Consider the following 18,630-nt stretch of genomic DNA (forward strand, 5'->3'; position numbering starts at 1 on the left):
GAAATAACAAGCTTTTTGGGGATTTTTTAGGTTATAAAGCGACAAGTCTAATAGTTAATAGACATCTCCTCCACCCATAGGGAGTAGGGAGTAGGGGGAAAGAATTGATAATTTATGTGGGATAATTGATTTTATTTTTTATTATTGGAGATGTCTAATAGTTTCACATAAGCTTTATTTATTCGAGCAAAACTCTAGCTACTTTTAAAGGTGTCTGATAGTCATGTGCTAAATTGACACCAATTTAACCCGCACCTACAAAAATTATTGCTGCACAACTAACACCGAACACTTCGCCCGGTGAATTACATAACTGCTCACACTACCTATAACCATTTCGCTGAAAACAGAATGTCCTCTGCGTCCCATAACTATTAGTTCAGCACCCCACTCCTCGGCTACTTTACATATCTGCTTTCCGGGTACACCTTCAGTTTGAATAAATTCTGTATTTACCCCTGCTGTTGTCGCTTCGTTAGCCCGTGACTGCAACATTTCTAGACATTTTTGGTCAAAATCTTTCCATTTTTGTTGATATTGCGCAATCAATTCTTTGTTAAATTCCCGGGAAATTGCTCCAAATTTAACGGGTATTTCTCCTTCTTCGGGAGATAAAACGTGTAATAGTTTTAAGTATGAATTATTTAGTTTTGCTAAGTTGAGAGCAGTGGCAAATACACGATTGCCTGCTGCTGATGTGTCCATTGTTGCTAGAATTTTTTGATACATAATCTTGATGATGAAAATCTAGTTATTTTATCTCAGGACTTACGCATGAGGTACGAAAAACTAGGGCTTGAGATTGCTTTCCTGTGGTTCGCAATGACGAAAATACGTTGTAATGCGTAAGTCCTATTATTTGATACTAATATTGTATCCGAATTATTAGAAAAATATATTTTTTTTAATTTTGATTTCACTATAGTCAATCTCAGACTAATTATTCCTACTAATTATTCCTAGTAGTCTGTCAGCTTTGAATTGATGAGTTGAGACGACCAGAGGGAGCAGAAAAGACAGAAGCTACAGAGGAAGATTAACCCATCAAAACTAACTTGACAGACCACTAGTGAAAATGGGAATTCTGATTTTGAGTAGCTTTCTTGATACAGTTAGCTACTACCAGAGTATTCATAATCAATTATTCATATAGCGTTTTTATCTGGGATGTGGAAACCAAATGCTATGAAAAAGGTATGGAGGGAGTAAAGGAGGGAAAACAGCATTAAATAGTAGCAAAAACAAGAATATAAGCTACTCTAACTGCACAGTTTTTTGACAAGAAAAAACCTCTATTTAGATTTACAACTCAAATAAAAACACTATAGATATCAATGAATACTAATGAATAATTGCTCATGACTAATCAATATCCCCAATAATAAAAAAATCAATCAATTACTGCATTCTTATTCATCAAATTTTTCCCCGTACTCCCTACTCTGTAGGGACGTTGCATACAACGTTCCTACTACCTCTTTTCTAAAGATGCCTAATAAAAAAAGCTAATCCTGTACAATATGAACAGAACAATGAGCACGATGAATAACATAATTACTGACACTACCCAATAGCAGTTCACTAAAAACGGAATGCCCACGGCGTCCCATAACGATTAAATCAGCATTACACTTTTGAGCTAATTTACATATTTCCCGACCAGGGTTGCCTCTGATTTGGGTAAATTCTGTATTGAACCCAAGTTCTTTTGCTTTATCTGCTTTTGATTTCAACATTTGTAAACATTGTTTCTCAAATTTTTCCCAAAGTTGATGATATTCTTTCATCATCTCTGGGTTAGTGCCAATGTCAGTACCAATCATTGGCCAATAATTAATCGGACTTTCTTCTGCCTCCTCCGAGAGAATATGAACCAACATCAGACTAGGGTTACTGATTTTTGCTAACTTTATGGCTATATCAAACACGCGATCGCCCATAGCAGATGTATCGATGGCAACTAAAATTTTTTCATACATAATTAATACTTCCAGTGGTTTTGTTAAATATCTATTTACATTGTATAAAATTACCAAGGTTATCTAATAATTAAATAAGTCAAGAATTATGAATCTTAATATCTTACCAGGTAATAGTTTTCCCATTGGCGCGACACTCTTAAAAGACCCCAAAGGAGTAAATTTTTCAATTTACTCTAAAAATGCTACAGCAATAGAATTATTACTATTTGATGAACCTGACGCAGCTCAACCAGAGCAAGTAATTTTACTCGACCCCAAACAACATAAAACCCATCATTACTGGCACATATTTATTTATGGTCTTAAGGCAGGGCAAATATATGCTTACCGAGTTTATGGACCACTTGAGCCAGAAAAAGGTCATCGGTTTGATGGTACAAAGGTTTTATTAGACCCTTACGCCAGGGTAGTAGTGGGACAAGAAAAATATAGTCGTGAAGCTGCTACTGGTTATGGTGATAACTGTGCTTATGCTCTCAAAGGGGTAATAGTTGACCCAACTACTTATGACTGGGAAGATGATGTACCTCTAAACATACCCTACGCTTATACAGTTATCTATGAAATGCACGTTGGTGGATTTACTCGTAACCCTAACTCTGGCGTTTCCCCAGAAAAACGGGGTACTTTTGCCGGACTAATTGAAAAAATTCCCTACCTGAAAGAATTGGGAATCACTGCTGTAGAATTATTACCCGTACAGCAATTTGATGAACAAGATGTGCGCGAACCTCTCATCAATTATTGGGGTTATAGCCCGGTCGCATTTTTTACTCCTCACCACAATTATAGTTCTCGCAAAGATATTTTCGGACCGATGGATGAATTCCGAGATATGGTAAAAGCTTTGCACAAAGCTGGAATAGAAGTAATTTTGGATGTGGTTTTTAATCATACTGCAGAGGGGAATGAAAACGGACCGACAGTTTCTTTCCGGGGATTGGAAAATTCTACTTATTACATTCTGGAGACAGATGACTCCACTTATTACAGTAACTATAGCGGTTGTGGCAATACTTTCAATACAAATAATCCTTTTGTACATCGCTTAATTGTTGACTGTCTTTGTTACTGGGTTAGAGAAATGCACGTTGATGGGTTCCGGTTTGACCTAGCATCTGTTATGTCTCGGAGTATGACTGGCGATCCGTTGGAAGATCCACCTGTGTTATGGGCAATTGAATCCGATCCTGTTCTGGCAGGGACAAAAATTATTGCGGAAGCTTGGGATGCTGCGGGATTATATCAGGTGGGTTCATTTATTGGCGATCGCTTTGCTGAATGGAACGGACATTATCGTGATGATGTTCGTCAGTTTGTCAAAAGTGACCACAAGATAGTTGATAAGTTAGCAGCTAGAATTATGGGTAGTCCTGATATTTATCCTCAACCAGACCGCGAACCCAATCATAGTATTAATTTTATTACTTGCCATGATGGTTTTACTATGAGTGATTTGGTTTCTTATAATGAAAAACATAATGAAGCTAATTGTGAAGATAATCGCGATGGTGCTAATGATAATTATAGCTGGAATTGTGGAGTTGAAGGATTAACAAATAAGTGGGAAATTGAAAGATTACGACTGCGACAAATTAAGAATTTTTTCACCATATTATTTTTCTCCCAAGGTACGCCAATGATTTTAATGGGAGATGAAGTAAGGCGAACTCAACTTGGTAATAATAATGGTTATTGTCAGAATAATAAACTAAGTTGGTTTGATTGGGAGCAAATTGAGAAACAAACGGATTTACTGCGATTTGTGAAAGGGATTATTAATTTTACCCAAGAGTTAGAAATGATGCGGGTAGATAAGGTTTTAGCTACAGTTGGTTCGGGTTCTCCAGAATCATCTTTACCTAGAGAAGAAGGGGAAGTTTACCCAAATGAAGTACCCAATATTAGTTGGCATGGAGTACGTTTAGATAAACCTGATTGGCATCTTGATTCTCGGACTTTAGCTTTTAGTTTGAAGCATCCTGAAAGTGGTGAATATTTTCATATTATTTTGAACGCTTATTGGAAACCTTTAATGTTTGAGTTACCACGTTTAAAAAAAAGGGAAAGTTGGTATTTAATTATTAATACTGCTTTTCCTTCTCCTAAAGATTTTAATGGTTTAGATACAGCTACAAAAGTTATTGGCGTTAGGTATCGGGTCGAGCCGCGAGCTGCTATTGTTTTAATGGCAAGATTTGATTCAGTGGAGACTTTACCGAATAATTAATAATTAATAATTAATAATTAATAATTAATAATTAAATAATTCGCGCCTTGAAGCCGACCCTTTTAAGGGGAAAAGTAGCTTAATTATAGAATTAATTGTATAGTATTAGTAGTCAATATAGTTAATTTCTTCATTTCCTAATGAACATAGGCATTTTATACACTGGGGGAACTATTGGTTCTGTACAGGGAATTGATGGACTGTATCCACTAGATACCTCTGGTTTCCAACAGGCTTTCGATGAGAATATTTTGCCGATTCTTAAAAGTCAATATAAAGATTGTACTCTTGGCTACATCGATATCGGTTTTGGTCCCAATAACAGCACTCTTGACAGTACCAACTTGCAGCCTGAAGACTGGTGTACGATTGCTATGGCAATCCTTAAAGCCTACAATAGCTATGATGCTTTTATTGTACTGCATGGCACGGACACTATGGCCTGGACTGCTTCAATACTGTCATTTTTGATGACGGGGCTAGATACCCATGGCAATTATAACGCTTTGTTGAGTAAGCCTGTGATTGTTACTGGGTCTCAACTGCCACTATTTGTAGAGAAAGAGGATAAATCCTATACTGTACGCTTCAACACAGATGCACTCCAAAACGTCTGTGGCGCAGTCACTTCCTGTTATGAAGGTGTGCCTGAAGTTTGTCTGTACTTTGATTCCAAATTAATGAGGGGCAATAGAACAGTAAAGACTAACGCCAGTGAGTTCAAAGCCTTCTCCACTCCCAACTATCCTAATCTTGGAGAATACGGCCTAGAGTTTGATGTGGACAACAAAGTAGTGCGTCCCTTACCCACAGACCCGGACCTTGCACTCTCTCAGGAAGGAGAGTCTGCTTATAACACTTTATTGGCTCAACTGAACTACATTAAAGACAATATTAACAACACTACCGTTATCCCCTTTCCGGCTTTCCCCGCCTATTATGATACCTCTGTCAAACCCAATACCAGCGTACTTGGCAATATGCTGGAAGCCTGTATTAATCAAGGAGTAGACGGTTTAATCTTAGAGTCTTATGGCGGAGGAAATTTTCCTTCTGGGAATCCAGACACTCCTGAGAATGGGGCTATTTACAAAATTCTCCAAGAGGCTAATAACAATGGTACGGTAATCGTTGACTGTACGCAGGTTCTAACGGGGACTGTCAATTCTCAGACTTATGCAGCCGGTTCCTGGCTAGCGGAGGTAGGCTCGGTTGGAGCTTATGATATGACCCCAATTGCAGCTGCAGCTAAACTGACTTACTTAAAGATATTGTCTCACTACAATAACTATAATTGGGATTAATACAAGATTAAGGAACTGATGATAACTAATCTGGTGGGCGAGATTATGGATGTCAACGTCCTAGATGCCAGAGGTGAAGGTTTTTTAGCACCTGGAGAGACTATTATGGCTCTTGATGGCTTAGATAGTTATTTATATTTTTTTTACCTTTTTTTCAATATTTCCTTCTTCTTCCTTCTTCCTTCTTTCTTACTTCTACTATTTGTAACAAATACTTATCAAATTGGTATTAATAGGGGTTTCTTGCACAATTGCTACTCAAACCCCTCTTTGCGTAAGTCCTGACTTATATATTTTGCGATCGCATACTAACCAATATAAATCTATATATCCCTTATATATCAAGCGCTTCAACTACATACTATACCTGATGACACGAATCTTCGCTTTACGCCTCAATGTAGCTTTTCACTGTTTTGACAAAATTGCCTTTTGAACGCTGATACTCGTAAAGCGTTTTGAAAAACTCAAGATCGACCTTGCGCCAGCTAACCCAGCCAATTCCTGAATATGTATCATCAGACAACGAGTACAGTACAAACCTTAACACATTGTTGATGTAAATCAGCGAAAACCCCTCTTGCTCCAGGATGACATTCTCTGTAGCACTACGCTGATGTACCATGATCTGGAATGGTGATTCGTTTTTCCAGTCATCTTGAATAGATTGATTGAGATGATTATATACCCTATTCTTGAAGTGATGAGCTTCATGCTCAAGCACAAAGCGCTCTTCTCTATCGGTATCCATTGCCGTTGTCCTGAAAAAATCATGCTTTCCCTTGGTTATAATCTTGCGGACAAAAGGAATGGAATATATAGCCTTGACATTACCTAAAGCATAAAGCGTTTCCACCGTCTCCAGTTGTGAGACAAAAAAGCGTCCCTGGTCAAGATCAAAGCTATTATCAATCACTTGCTTCAGTTCAGGAACTGTCTCCAACTTATCAGGATCAATATCGCTTAACAAAGCCGGGATGCTTTGTCTTTTTTGATATTGCGTATCAGGAACCAAAGTAAGTTCTCCCGTCTCCCCAGTAAGGAGATGATCTCTTAGTTGGCGTTGGAAAGAAGGAAAGTATACCTCCTCCTTTTTATTCCAAAAAATTGACTTAATTGACAACTCTCCCGATGAACTGACGGTATTATTAGTCTTCCAGTCTGCAACCACATGACCGACAATTTGTGATTTACCCAGGTGGGGTTCTCGTTCAGCTTGCCAAATCTGTACAGCTTTATGGGTTGGTCTGACGGGACCGACTTTCAAACTGTATTCGTGATCGAAGCTATAGCTATAAGCTTTTTCTTCTTGACGATTCTGTTGCGCGGTTCGCTCAATTTTACCTTCCATACCTGTTCCTTGAAGTGATAATGTTACTCCTGCGGATGTTTGTACAGAAGAAAGGCTGATTGTGACATTAGTATCATTGAATGAAATATTCTCATCATTCAAAGTAGCATAGTATTCTTTTATCAGAGTAAACCTAATTCCAGACAAATTATTGAAAGAATCAGTGTTTCGCAATCTTTTTACCAACTCTTCATACAGCAAACTTAGTATTAGTGATGAAGGCAGTGCAATTAACACTAATATTATCCATTCAGAGAGAGTCGATAACCAGAAAAAGGAAAGAAAAGAATTACTGAAAAAAATAGGCTCTGTTTCATCAAAGAACATATCAAATGCCAATACATATTGATTTCCATTAGTGTCTTTGAAACGATACCAGAGTGTTCTTATGGCATTGGGCGTAAAAGTATCAGTGATATCAATGAAAGTTCCAGTAAGTCCTGATGTATCTCCAGAAAAATCTTCCAAATAAACAGTCTCATATTGACTTATACCAGATTTATACCAAGGGCGCTCCCTGTAGTCAATTCTTCTCCCATTATTGTAAACTCCCTCTTTAGTACCAGGATAAAGAGCTATAACACCATTTTTTTCATCAAATAAGTACACAGTGTCTATTCTGAATCCAGGTAGTCGGTCTAAAAAATTAGAATCGCCTGTGAGATTGTTAATAAATATTCTGCTATATTCTAGACTAACGTCTTCACCTTTTTTCGAGACTAACTCAGCACCTTGCCCACGCACAATTTGGTCAAATTGACGAACAACAATGTCTTGTTTTGATTGCTCAGAGCGCTTTTTGTAGTCGGTTTTCGATTCTGTATCAAAGTCAGCGACACGGATACAATCAAAAAAGGCTTCTTTTTGATTTTTTCTTATGGATATTATGGGGGGCTTCACTTGTGGATTACATTTAGGAATAGTTTTTTCGAGACCTACCTCGTCCCTTATGAGCAGTTTATCTTTAACAATTTTCTCAAGATTTTCCTGAGCGTCTTTGATAAAATCCTCAAAAACCTGAGTATTAGGTGTTCCTTCTTTCAAACCTTGATACCATGCAATATTAAGAGCTTGTCGCTCTAATTCCTGAGGTAATCGAAAACTTGGAACTGCAACGAAATAGAATGCGATAAAAGCGAGTAAAAACCTTACTGGTTTTACAGACTGGAAATTCATTGAATAATTTCTCCAAAACAACAACATCGCTCAAACCAAACAGATTGAGGGAACAGCTAAAGAAGACTAAATATAATCAGGACTTACGCAAAGGCACTATTTATATTCCAAATACTATTGGACAATAGTTTTGAGCGCTATATATGACGTATCTGCGTAAGTCCTAATTTTATATAGAATCCGGTTACACAGTATATGTTTATAATTCTATCCACACTTTCTCGCCTTCAATCTCCGGAAACGCTCAACCCTTCCCACACCCAAATATATGATAAGTATTCAACCGGATTTGATATTACAGGTACCGAAAGCAATTGGGCCACGTAGCTAATTACAGCTTGAGGAATGTCTGCAAAACGCTCAGGGAAACGGGTTTCTAAACGATTTAATTTTTGGCGTTGCTGAAATGTAATGGTAAGTAGCTGAAGGTAAAATTGAAAAACTTATTTTTTGCGTTCATGCTTAATCTAAAAATCATTGGAGTTGGTCTTCTAGACATTGTTATCGGTTTATTAGCAATTGTGGGAACTATTGCTGCTTATCAATATCCTCGCCTGAGATTACTGGAAGAGGAATTGCCCGATGCTATTCGTGATATAGAATCTGGTTGAACAGTCGTCATTGCGATAGCAAACGGCAGCGTTTGCGAAGTATTCCGTAGGAAAGCAATCTCAGGGGTGCGCGGAGATTGCTTCCTTCCACTCCGTTCCAGTCGCAATGACTTAGCTATAGTAATTATCCGGATTTTATATGACTCCTAATATTATTCAACCAGCCGTTAAAATAGGCTGGCTAATTTTCTTGTATCTATTTTTAGGTTTATCCAAACAGTTGTGTTTGTCCTTGAACTTCCTCAGATCCCCGATGAATTGTTCGACTACCTTTAGGAATGTAAATCCAGCCAAACTCTTGCAGGCGGTAAGTTAAATTAGAAATGCTGACGCCTAACTCATCCTTAATTTTATAAAGATTTGACCACTTAGTTAAATCTTTGCCTTGTCTTTTCTCCTCAAGAATCGATTTTGGCATCAATAAACAGCCTGCAAAATATTGAGCTTGCCATTCAATAGAATCAATTTTGCTGCCACTTGCACCCCGACAAACAAAAGGCTGTTCTGACTGATTTGGTGTTCCATAATCACCAAGGTCGAGTTCTAACTGTTTCACAACTCCATCTGCTTCATCCTGATTAATATGCAGCACCCAATGACCAATTTCATGGGAAAGTGTTGATTCTTGAAAGCCTTGAGGCTTATCTAAAATCTTTTCATTGAGTTCAATCAGTCGTTCGGTTGGTAAAATTCGGGCAGCGATCGCTCCCCCTTCGTCAGGAGGAATTTCATCCCAAACCACTCCCAAGTCTAAAAAATCAGCAACTAAAGAAGCTTCAAAAGGCCATCTGGGAGCAAAATTTGTGGTCTTATGCATTCGCCTGAGAATATCATTTGCCCGACGCTCAATCGACTCTTTGCGATAAAAGCAATACGGTTTGAGGATACTCACGGCTTATTCTCCTTCTGTTGCAGCTTGAGATATTCTGTGAGCGAACTCAGGATTTTCTTGCATTCGTCGGAACAATGCTAGCATCTCTTTTGGATTTTGTTTGAGAATTTCCTCGTACTGTTGAGGAATTCTGCCAGCGAGGAAAATTAATTCCTCTTCATCCAAATCGAGATTTCTAGCTAACCCACGAATCACTTCTTCTTTTGGTGCATAGTCGGCGCGATCGTTCTCTAGCTTGGACAAATATGTAAAGTCCACTCCTAAGAATTTGGCCAACTCTCGTTGGGAATATCCTTTTTCTTTACGGGCCTGTCTAATTAACTTTCCAAAACTTTTTTCCACGGCTTTTACCTCCTAATAAGCATTGTAAGCAACTTTGACGAAAATTTCAACTTTACTCTTGACGATAAAATCAACATGCGCTACAATAAATTTAGTTGATAAATAAATCAACCAATGAGACACTACTGGTAAGGTTGAAAATTAAGTCAATTAAATTTAGGCTCTATATATGGAGTAATACTCAAGTTGGCTAATTGTAAATTTATGAGAGTCTCAACAAGTACCGCTCACCTGGAGGATAGCATTATGCTGAGAACCTGGACAGATACACACTACAAACTGGAAGACGAAGACTGGCTGTATATTGCCACCCATGAAGAACAGAGTTCAGCTTCTCTTGTTTGCCCAGGGTATGCAAGAGATGGGGAAGGCTTCAGTATTCACTTTACTCCTAGTCATATAGAAATGTTAGAGCATTTGTTGGGAGCATTGCGAATTATTAAAGCGCAGCAGGAAGCAACTACAGATTACCAATATCCACAACCAGCAAAGGCGACACATCTTATTAATTAGGGTTTGCTAATTGGTTGGTGGGGGGTAGGACACGGAGACGTGGGGACGCGGGGATGGGGAGATGGGGAGATGGGGAGATGGGGAGACGCGGGGATGCGGAAACACGGGGACGCGGAGACACGGGGACGCGGAGATGGAGGAACAGGCAATGGTTTCACCATAGCAAGGAACGAGTTGGTGTTTGACTTATTTTGATGATGAACCGTAAGACACCAGAGATATTTTTCCTACTGTTGCCTGTTCCCTATTCCCTGTTCCTTGCTATATAACCTACTACTTTTTTCAAGGCAGGCAAAAAATAAAATTCAAGGAAATAAAAGATGTCTAATTCTAATGTTAAAGCAAAAATTTATGTGTTTGGAGCTAAACCGAAACAAGCTTTATTGGTACCAGAAATTCCTATTGCAGTTCGTAACAATTGTCAGTCAGGACAATGGGTAATTGGAGACACAGATTATGGTTCTAAAATCTCAATGACAATTATCAAGTTTAGCAAATTTTTCGGCAATTTAGGTCAAACAATTAATACATTATGGGGTCAAATTTGGTTTGTTGCAGAGTCAGGAGAATTACCTCATGGAGTGTTAATGGTGACATATATTAAAAGTCGTTCTTTGAATGATTTTAATCGTTTAATTGCTTCAGTTCAGAGTCAAGGAGTGGAGCCAGCAACAGGGATTTTTCTTCCTGAATTTGTGAAGCATAGCGGTCAAAAACCAGATGAAAATGGTGTGGTAAAACCTATCAATTATTACAGCTTAAAATGGCGTTGGCAAGAACGTACAGATTGGTCAATTATTCATCAGGCCGCAGCAGTGCTTTCTGACGAAACTAATTTATCAAGAATGATTGACTTAGAAGGAACTAGAAAAATGGTTTGCTTAGATAATTTATCTGCTGAAGAAACTGCTAGTTTGATGGTAGCTCATACTAATAATAATCAAAATTCTTCTTTACTAGGTTCAAATATTAGTAATGATACAGCTTTACTAACAGGAAATGAGTCTTTAGCTGCTGCATTATCTTCTTGAAGAAGGAGTCAGGAGTCAGGAGTCATAAGACAGAATAAATTGACTCCTGAGGAGGTCTTCGTGACTTCCAGCCAAAGGCTGTTGATGAATATTTTGCGTCTCTATTTACAGCTTTTAGCTTGAAATTTTTTGTAGTTTTATACCAAGAAAACAAATTTGGGAAAACTTAAAGAGGTGCAAATGAGTAAAATTGCTAAATTCAGGATTTATCAGAGTGCCAAAACACCAAAAAAACAGCAATGGGAAGATAGTTTACGGGGAAAATTAGAAGTTAAGCATCAAATTAGAACTGATACTATTAATGACCTGGAAAATTTCAGTCAAGATTTACAACATATTAGTTTAGTTGTTGAATCTATTCAAAATAACTACCAGGTATTACTGACAGAAAATAGTCGCTTAAAATCCACTCTTTTAGAGTTAGTAGATGACTGTTACTGCTGGAAAGGAAATCGCTGTGAAAAATGCCAGAAAATTCTCAAGTCATTAGCACCAGAAACGACTAGGAAAAAATTAAATACTGCCCAAGAATATGAAGAGATTTTGAAGCAACTTCGGAAATTGGGATGAGTGGGTGGGAACGGGTGGGTGGGAACGGGTGGATGGGTGGATGGGAACGGGCAAGATGCCCATTCCACAAGACCACAAAACTATTAAAATCATCCCGCATTTATGCAACGCTGAATTATCAATATTAGGGAGAAAAAAAATGACACAAACTGCATCAGAAAGTAGCAAATTTAGAGTGATAAAATCATTTGAAGAAATTTTAGCTGCTAGGAAAAGTCTTGCATCAAAAGTAGCAACTAAGGAGGAAGAAGCAGAGAAGGAAAAAGGGAAACAAATCCTAGAAGCTGCTGCTACTTATACCACAGATAGTATTGTTAAAGGTTTGGCTGATTTACAATTAGATTTTGGTAGTATTGTTAATCAGTTATTAGACAATTTGCATCAAGAATCTACTAAACTTGAGGAATTAAAACTTGCCATTGAAATTGAAAATCAACATTTGCAAGAGTTACAAAAAGTTCGTGTTGTTGCTGATGCACTGCATATTTTAACTCAAGAACATCAAGAAAAATTAGGATTTATAGAGCATAATTTTAGCGAGCATCAAGAAAATATTGCAAAGGATATGACGACTAAGCGAAAGGCTTGGCAAAAGGAAGAACAAGAGTATGAAGCAGCAATTGAAGAGGAAAATCAATTGTTAATTAAACAACGAGAAAATGAAGCTGCTGACTATCAATATGAATTGGAACATCAGCGTAAAATTGAAACGGATGAATATGAAGAAATGAAGCGAAATTTGGAACGAGAATTACAGGAGTTAAATCAAGAGAAGGAAAAGAAATGGCAGGAAAGAGAAAGTTATTTGGCAGAAAATCAAGTTGAATTTGAAGAAAATAGACAGAAAGTTGAAGGTTTTGAAGAAGAGTTGAAGCAGGCTTATGTGAAGGCGAAGGATGATGCAATTAAAGAAGCAACCCGACAGGCAAAAGTTAAAGAAGATTTATTTGCTAAAGAGTGGGAAGGAATGAAGAATGGTTATGAGTTAAAGATTAAATCTTTAGAGGAAACAATTCAGCGACAAACTGAACAAATTAATGATATTTCTGTTCAGTTACAAGCAGCAATACAGCAAGCACAAGATTTAGCTATGAGAGCTTTTGCTAGTTCTAATAATGGCGCTCAAACTAAGTAGTTGTTGTTGAAAAGAAGAAGGAAGAAGGAAGAAGGAAGAGGGAAGAAGGAAGAGGGAAGAAGGAAGAAGGAAGAAGAAAAAATCTTACGTTTTCTGAGTTTTAACCTTTCCTTCGACTGTGATAAAAGCTATAAACTACATTCATCATATAGCCATTCAGCAACCCTAAGATTTGTCTACTCTATCCAGTAGCTCGTAAGCATTTAGCTAGCCTCTTGCAGAGGAACTGCGTGAACAGCTAAAAATCTAAGGGTTTAAGTCCCCCACTATATTTTAAAAAGCCCGTGGTGCGCCTTTTATGGGGGATTAAAACCCCCATTATACACCTTGAGAAGCTTATAGCTGACCGCTGACTGCTATTTCAATTGGTATAAATATTTAGGTGGTATTTATACCAAATATCCCCACCTATATCGCAGCTCAATTCAGTCGAAAAAATCGCAAATTTAACAGGAGAAAAAAAATGGCTAAAAGAGTTAATTCTAAAAATACAAAGGCTGAAATTTTAGAAGCTTTTGCAGAATTAAAAAAAGAAAAATCTGTCCTAGAAGCAGAAATAAATCAGCTCAGTCAAGAAAGTAAAACTACAACCAAAACCTCTGTAGGTTCAATATCAAAACAACCAGAAAAAGAAGTCGCAAAATTTATGAACTTAAATCAAACTCATAACAAACCAAGTATGCAGTACACAATTGAAAATTTGTTGATGGTACAAAGTGGTTTTGGTGGAGCTATCAGCGAATTATCAGAAAAACTCACTTCAGAAGCAACTAAATTAGAAGAAGTTCGACAGCAAGTTACAGAAGAAATTCAACAATTAAACAATTTGCATAATTTAGAAAATATCGAGGAAAATACTTTAGATAATTTGATTCAACAGTATGAACAAAGCGCCAAAGAATTCGAGACAGAATTTAGCGATCGCCAAGAAGAATTACAACAAGAAATAGAGTCCAGTAAACAAGCTTGGTCAAAGGAACAGCAGGAACATCAACGCAGCATAAAAGAACGAAATGAACATCAGGATAAAACTCGCCAACGAGATGAAGAAACTTATGAATATGACTTGAATTTGCAACACAATCTAGATATTGATCAGTATGAACAAAACAAGAAAAATTTGTATAAGGAGTTAGAAGAATTTCAACAGCAACAAGAGAAAATATGGTCTGAAAGAGAGCAGTCTATTTCTGAACGGGAAAAAGAATTTGCACAGGTAAAAACTGAGGTAGAAAACTTTAAAAAAGAACTAGAGTCTAATATTAATAACGGTAAGGAAAATGGGCGAAATATTGGTACTTACCAGGCGAAAGTTAAATCTGATTTATTGGCAAAAGAAGTAGAAGGAGAAAAGCAATTTTATGAACTACGGATTCAATCTTTACAACAGACAATTCAAAATCAAGAGCAACGAATTAAAAATTTATCTGCACAATTAGATTCCACCTTGACACAGGTTCAAGATTTAGCAGTGAAAGCTATTGAAGGTGCATCAAATTCTCGTTCATTTCAAGCGATGAAAGAAATTGTTCTAGAACAAAAGAATCAACAAAAGAAAAGTTAATTTTTGACGATCGCCTAAGTTCTAATAATCTAATCAGGACTTACGCATAACCACAAAACATAGTAGGGGCGAATACCATAATATAGGGCGAATACCATTCGCCCCTACATATTTAATACTGAAGAACACCGATGCTACCAGATTTGATATTAAAGATAAAAGGTTTTTGCTCACGTAAGCGGAACGGAGTTCTATCACTAATTATCCGGACATGATATTATAACCAAAATTTATCGTCAAACACCAAAAAACTTACTATTATAGTACAATTTTTTTACTGTCTACTCCTAAATATTATGTTGTCAATCTCAAACCCTATTTGTAGCGTTTAAAAAAAAGCCAAAATAAGAGCGATCGCCTGTGCCTATATTCAAACTGTCACTCCACTACTATTACTGTAAGTTTATACATATAAAATACGAATAAATCAGCCAAAAATTTTGATTTGAGGTAATAATTTTATGACCAACAAATATACTCAACAAAAAGATACTGCTGCATGGATACTTCAAGTTTGGGCTTCCTTTATTCTAGCTACTTCTGGCACAGCGATCGGCATTATTTACCTACCTGTAGATAATTGGATTAAAGGCTTTTTAGGAATGGGTTTAACATTTTCAGTAGGCTCAACTTTTACCCTGGCAAAAACTATTAGAGATAATCACGAATATCAAAGGATAACTGCCAGACTTGATGAAGCAAAAGTTGAAAAACTATTGGCAGAGCATCACCCTTTAGACAAATAATAATTACATCAAATCCGGTTAACTGGAGTTTAGACTAATTACAACTGACCAAAAACTTGCCAAGGGAGAATAGTAAGATAGACTAACTAGGCTGAAACTATTTCTGCATCCTGTAGACATAGACTAGGGTAGTTTCAACCCACCCACTCAACCTACCAACAGCCATGCTACAAGAACTAGCAATTGAAACTCGTGGCCTTACCAAACAATTGTAAAAGGCTAGTGCAGGATGACGGAAATAACTGACCAGTTATAAAATCCTAAAACAATTACAAATCAAAAATGATTGAATTTTGACTTTTGACTTTTTATATCATGTCCGAAGGCAATCGTTTGTGTAAAAGTTGGCGTGGATATTTGCAGGAAATTTAAGTTTTTTTCTTGCCTGTTGCCTGTTGCCAGATGAGCTGTTGCCTATTTACTATACAAGACCGATGCTACCGGACATGATATGACTTCCGCGTAGCGGCACTAGCTGATAGCTGATAGCTGACCGCTGAATGCTTACAAGCGTTCATATTCTTAATTCTTACTCAATCTCTAAATATTGACTAATTAGTTATTAGTCAAAAATTTAATTAAACATACTTTTTTTCTAGTGAATATTTCACTAAACTAGGAATTTCCGAAGGTCGTTTTGCTACTGGTATTTTAAATTCTTTAAAAGCTGAAATTTTACTCTTCATCTGATTGTGGAAATTATGTTTTACCCTTGAGTTTCTAGCACTAATTAAACTACTAGCGTGAGTGTAATTTTGATTTATTGGAGCATAAATACCAGCAATATAAGCAACTACAGGTTTATCAATTGTTTCTGATATATAAGAAGCTGCAATTTCCTCACTTGCACCACCAACTTCTCCTACTAAAACAATTAACTCTGTGCGGTCATCCTCATCTAATATTTGTAACCATTGCAAAAAAGAAGAACCAACAATTGGATCGCAACCAATACTAACACAGATAGATTGCCCCAATCTTGACTTTGTTAATTCCCAAGCTACTTCATAAGTAAGAGTATTGCTGCGACTAATAATTCCCACTGGGCCTGGTGTGTAAAACTGAGTTGGATGAGTGCCCAACAGTAATTTATCCGGCACGATAATACCTGCACAGTTAGGTCCAACAATCAGAGTTTCTGTAGCCTCAGCTTTTCTCAATAACTGGACCATATCTAAAGGTGGCACTCCTTCTGTAACGATGACAATTTGTTTAATGCCAGAAGCGATCGCCTCTAAACTAGCATCTAATACCCTATAAGCAGGCACAACTATCAAAGTGGTATCAATCATACCCACTTTTGCCACTGCTTGCTCTACCAAACTAAACACAGGTATACCAGACCATTCTTGTCCCCCTTCTCCAGGACTAATACCTGCTACTACATTTGTTCCATAGGACTTCATCATTAAGGCTATCTGGGTAGACATTTTTTCTGTAACACCCTGAACTATTACCTTACTATCTGGAGTTAAATTCATAATTCTTCAGCCCTTATTTGTATAGGCATTTATCAATGGATAATGGATAATGGATAATGGATAATTGCTTAATTTAGTCTAATACCTATTCATTTATGAAGAAAATAAAAAGAAAATATTTTCCTTAAGTTCAATCCTATCTGCTTTCCAGGAGAGGTAATTATTAATTATTAATTATTAATTGTTGAATGCTACCTAGCTAAAGAAACAGCTTTAGTAACTGCATCTTCTAAATTTTCGATTACCTCTACTGGTAGACCTGATAAACGTTCTCTAGCTCTACTCACTTCACCTCCTAATAAACGCAGTATAAAAATAATATTACTCTTGTCCATAGTTTTTAAATTATTCAAATACTCGTAAACTATAGTAATCAACTCATCACTTGTCTGAACTATACCTAGAAAATTTACTAATACTACTTTGACATTTTCTTTTTGACTAACTAAATCCAAAGCAGCAAACATTTTTATTCGTAAACTATCCTTGATCTCCAAATAATCACCTAACTTAATATTCAGAAAATTTGCTGGGTTTCCATTAGCTTCCATTACCAAATCAACAGTAGCCATTGTTAAACCTTCACCATTGCATAAAATTCCGATATTTCCTTGCAATTCTGTAAACTTCAGTTGATAATCTGGAATAATTTTTTCATTAGCTGCTGCATTGGTATTATTTGTAATTAATAAAGAATTTTTGTCTATTTGACTTACTTGTTTCTCTTGAATTTCATCATTATTAGTAATATTTTTGCCCACTAAATTTACCAATTCTAGATGACGACCTAGAGCACGATCATTCACACTTACTTTACCATCTAAAGCCATTACTTCTCCTGTAGGACTCACACCCAGAGGATTAATTTCTACCAAATCTAAATCCTTTTCTATAAATAATTGATACATTTTTTCCACTATATGACTAACTAATTCTATCAGTTGTCCTTGCAGTCCAATTTTTACCATCAGACGACGTGCATAAAAAGGGGAAAATTGTTGATTAACAACTACCTGTTGCATCCTTGTCATAGCTGCTTCTGTATCAATACCTCCTTGTGCTGAACCGAGAAGTACAGGACGGCGTACTATTGGGTCTAAAACAACTGCTAAGTATAATTCTTGATTAGCATTATATTTTGCTTCTGCCAATAAAACTTCTGGATACTCATCTTTGATCGGCAAATTAAAAATTGCCTGAGCTGCTGCCACAGCATCAATTGTATTTTCAACAAATTTAATTCCACCTAAGCTACTTCTTTCTCCAGCATGAACTTGAGATTTAAGTACCACTGGATAAGGTATTTTTAATTTTTTTAAATCTTTAGGATAATCTATTCTTTGAGATGGCAAAACAGGAATTCCCATGCCACTAAATAAAGCTTTAGCCTGATATTCTAATAAATCCATACTAATTTTAACGTTTAATTTTCTTAAGTTAATAACATTATTTTTAAGTTATCTGATATTTATTTGATAAATTTTGCAGCTATTATTTTTGCGAATATACTTAATAGTTCAAATCAAATTTAATTTTTATTAAATTATTAATTAATAGTTTTGAAGGAGGATAATTATTTCTTTTAAAAAGGAACTACTGTCTTTATTCCTTTTTGTTCAAAACGGAATTTGCATAATTTATTTTATCAATGTTACTATTAGAAGTAATTAGATTAATATTATGTAGATCAATCAATTGATTA

Annotated in this window: 17 protein-coding genes; 10 read left to right on the plus strand and 7 right to left on the minus strand. The window is 36.5% G+C overall.

Annotated features, from left to right (window positions below; all coding sequences use genetic code 11):
• Positions 1–264: 264 nt before the first annotated feature.
• A complete protein-coding gene (locus tag F6K23_RS00510; protein WP_293149490.1) occupies positions 265–729 on the minus strand; it encodes a universal stress protein in 465 nt (154 codons plus the stop codon).
• 776 nt (positions 730–1,505) lie between these two features.
• On the minus strand, positions 1,506–1,979 hold the full coding sequence (locus tag F6K23_RS00515) for a universal stress protein (RefSeq protein WP_293149492.1): 474 nt from the start codon (positions 1,977–1,979) through the stop codon (positions 1,506–1,508).
• Between the two features lie 88 nt (positions 1,980–2,067).
• Between F6K23_RS00515 and glgX the strand changes: the two genes are divergently transcribed.
• Both glgX and F6K23_RS00525 read left to right on the plus strand, forming a co-directional pair.
• On the plus strand, positions 2,068–4,212 hold the full coding sequence (gene glgX / locus F6K23_RS00520; protein ID WP_293149494.1) for a glycogen debranching protein GlgX: 2,145 nt from the start codon (positions 2,068–2,070) through the stop codon (positions 4,210–4,212).
• Positions 4,213–4,352: 140 nt separating this feature from the next.
• On the plus strand, positions 4,353–5,516 hold the full coding sequence (locus F6K23_RS00525; RefSeq protein WP_293149496.1) for an asparaginase: 1,164 nt from the start codon (positions 4,353–4,355) through the stop codon (positions 5,514–5,516).
• Between the two features lie 388 nt (positions 5,517–5,904).
• On the opposite strand, the gene F6K23_RS00530 is transcribed toward F6K23_RS00525, so the two are convergent.
• Complete coding sequence (locus F6K23_RS00530) at positions 5,905–8,043, minus strand: hypothetical protein (RefSeq protein ID WP_293149498.1); 2,139 nt, start codon at positions 8,041–8,043, stop codon at positions 5,905–5,907.
• 434 nt (positions 8,044–8,477) lie between these two features.
• On the opposite strand from F6K23_RS00530, the gene F6K23_RS00535 reads away from it, so the two are divergent.
• Positions 8,478–8,654 (plus strand): hypothetical protein, encoded by a 177-nt coding sequence (locus F6K23_RS00535; RefSeq protein WP_293149500.1) that lies wholly within the window; start codon positions 8,478–8,480, stop codon positions 8,652–8,654.
• A gap of 208 nt (positions 8,655–8,862) precedes the next feature.
• Here F6K23_RS00535 and F6K23_RS00540 read toward each other — a convergent pair whose 3' ends face one another.
• Positions 8,863–9,546, minus strand: coding sequence for an ImmA/IrrE family metallo-endopeptidase (locus tag F6K23_RS00540; protein ID WP_293149502.1), 684 nt, complete (start codon positions 9,544–9,546; stop codon positions 8,863–8,865).
• 3 nt (positions 9,547–9,549) lie between these two features.
• A complete protein-coding gene (locus F6K23_RS00545; protein WP_293149504.1) occupies positions 9,550–9,888 on the minus strand; it encodes a RodZ family helix-turn-helix domain-containing protein in 339 nt (112 codons plus the stop codon).
• Positions 9,889–10,134: 246 nt separating this feature from the next.
• On the opposite strand from F6K23_RS00545, the gene F6K23_RS00550 reads away from it, so the two are divergent.
• The 7 genes from F6K23_RS00550 (at position 10,135) to F6K23_RS00580 (ending at position 15,447) form a co-directional block, all read left to right on the plus strand.
• On the plus strand, positions 10,135–10,401 hold the full coding sequence (locus F6K23_RS00550) for a hypothetical protein (RefSeq protein WP_293149506.1): 267 nt from the start codon (positions 10,135–10,137) through the stop codon (positions 10,399–10,401).
• Positions 10,402–10,404: 3 nt separating this feature from the next.
• Positions 10,405–10,596: a hypothetical protein gene (locus tag F6K23_RS00555; protein ID WP_293149508.1), complete on the plus strand. Its 192-nt coding sequence runs from the start codon at positions 10,405–10,407 to the stop codon at positions 10,594–10,596.
• A gap of 125 nt (positions 10,597–10,721) precedes the next feature.
• Complete coding sequence (locus tag F6K23_RS00560; RefSeq protein WP_293149509.1) at positions 10,722–11,432, plus strand: hypothetical protein; 711 nt, start codon at positions 10,722–10,724, stop codon at positions 11,430–11,432.
• Between the two features lie 180 nt (positions 11,433–11,612).
• Complete coding sequence (locus F6K23_RS00565; protein ID WP_293149511.1) at positions 11,613–12,002, plus strand: hypothetical protein; 390 nt, start codon at positions 11,613–11,615, stop codon at positions 12,000–12,002.
• A 139-nt stretch (positions 12,003–12,141) separates the two neighbouring features.
• Complete coding sequence (locus tag F6K23_RS00570) at positions 12,142–13,137, plus strand: hypothetical protein (protein ID WP_293149513.1); 996 nt, start codon at positions 12,142–12,144, stop codon at positions 13,135–13,137.
• Positions 13,138–13,600: 463 nt separating this feature from the next.
• Entirely contained in the window at positions 13,601–14,701 is a 1,101-nt protein-coding gene (locus F6K23_RS00575; protein ID WP_293149515.1) for a hypothetical protein, read from the plus strand.
• Between the two features lie 461 nt (positions 14,702–15,162).
• Complete coding sequence (locus F6K23_RS00580) at positions 15,163–15,447, plus strand: YiaA/YiaB family inner membrane protein (RefSeq protein WP_124145612.1); 285 nt, start codon at positions 15,163–15,165, stop codon at positions 15,445–15,447.
• A 578-nt stretch (positions 15,448–16,025) separates the two neighbouring features.
• Here the strand turns inward: F6K23_RS00580 and F6K23_RS00585 are convergent.
• Complete coding sequence (locus F6K23_RS00585) at positions 16,026–16,928, minus strand: CoA-binding protein (RefSeq protein WP_293149517.1); 903 nt, start codon at positions 16,926–16,928, stop codon at positions 16,026–16,028.
• 191 nt (positions 16,929–17,119) lie between these two features.
• Entirely contained in the window at positions 17,120–18,337 is a 1,218-nt protein-coding gene (locus F6K23_RS00590; RefSeq protein ID WP_293149519.1) for a succinate--CoA ligase subunit beta, read from the minus strand.
• Positions 18,338–18,630: the final 293 nt, after the last annotated feature.

This window comes from Okeania sp. SIO2C9 (assembly GCF_010672455.1).
Classification (GTDB): Bacteria; Cyanobacteriota; Cyanobacteriia; order Cyanobacteriales; family Microcoleaceae; genus Okeania.

Coding starts and splice junctions, on each gene's coding strand:
- F6K23_RS00550 (WP_293149506.1), top strand. CDS start 10,135: ATGCTGAGAACCTGGACAGATACACACTACAAACTGGAAGACGAAGAC.
- F6K23_RS00575 (WP_293149515.1), top strand. CDS start 13,601: ATGGCTAAAAGAGTTAATTCTAAAAATACAAAGGCTGAAATTTTAGAA.
- F6K23_RS00560 (WP_293149509.1), top strand. CDS start 10,722: ATGTCTAATTCTAATGTTAAAGCAAAAATTTATGTGTTTGGAGCTAAA.
- F6K23_RS00565 (WP_293149511.1), top strand. CDS start 11,613: ATGAGTAAAATTGCTAAATTCAGGATTTATCAGAGTGCCAAAACACCA.
- F6K23_RS00525 (WP_293149496.1), top strand. CDS start 4,353: ATGAACATAGGCATTTTATACACTGGGGGAACTATTGGTTCTGTACAG.
- F6K23_RS00570 (WP_293149513.1), top strand. CDS start 12,142: ATGACACAAACTGCATCAGAAAGTAGCAAATTTAGAGTGATAAAATCA.
- F6K23_RS00510 (WP_293149490.1), bottom strand. CDS start 729: ATGTATCAAAAAATTCTAGCAACAATGGACACATCAGCAGCAGGCAAT.
- F6K23_RS00590 (WP_293149519.1), bottom strand. CDS start 18,337: ATGGATTTATTAGAATATCAGGCTAAAGCTTTATTTAGTGGCATGGGA.
- glgX (WP_293149494.1), top strand. CDS start 2,068: ATGAATCTTAATATCTTACCAGGTAATAGTTTTCCCATTGGCGCGACA.
- F6K23_RS00580 (WP_124145612.1), top strand. CDS start 15,163: ATGACCAACAAATATACTCAACAAAAAGATACTGCTGCATGGATACTT.
- F6K23_RS00530 (WP_293149498.1), bottom strand. CDS start 8,043: ATGAATTTCCAGTCTGTAAAACCAGTAAGGTTTTTACTCGCTTTTATC.
- F6K23_RS00515 (WP_293149492.1), bottom strand. CDS start 1,979: ATGTATGAAAAAATTTTAGTTGCCATCGATACATCTGCTATGGGCGAT.
- F6K23_RS00585 (WP_293149517.1), bottom strand. CDS start 16,928: ATGAATTTAACTCCAGATAGTAAGGTAATAGTTCAGGGTGTTACAGAA.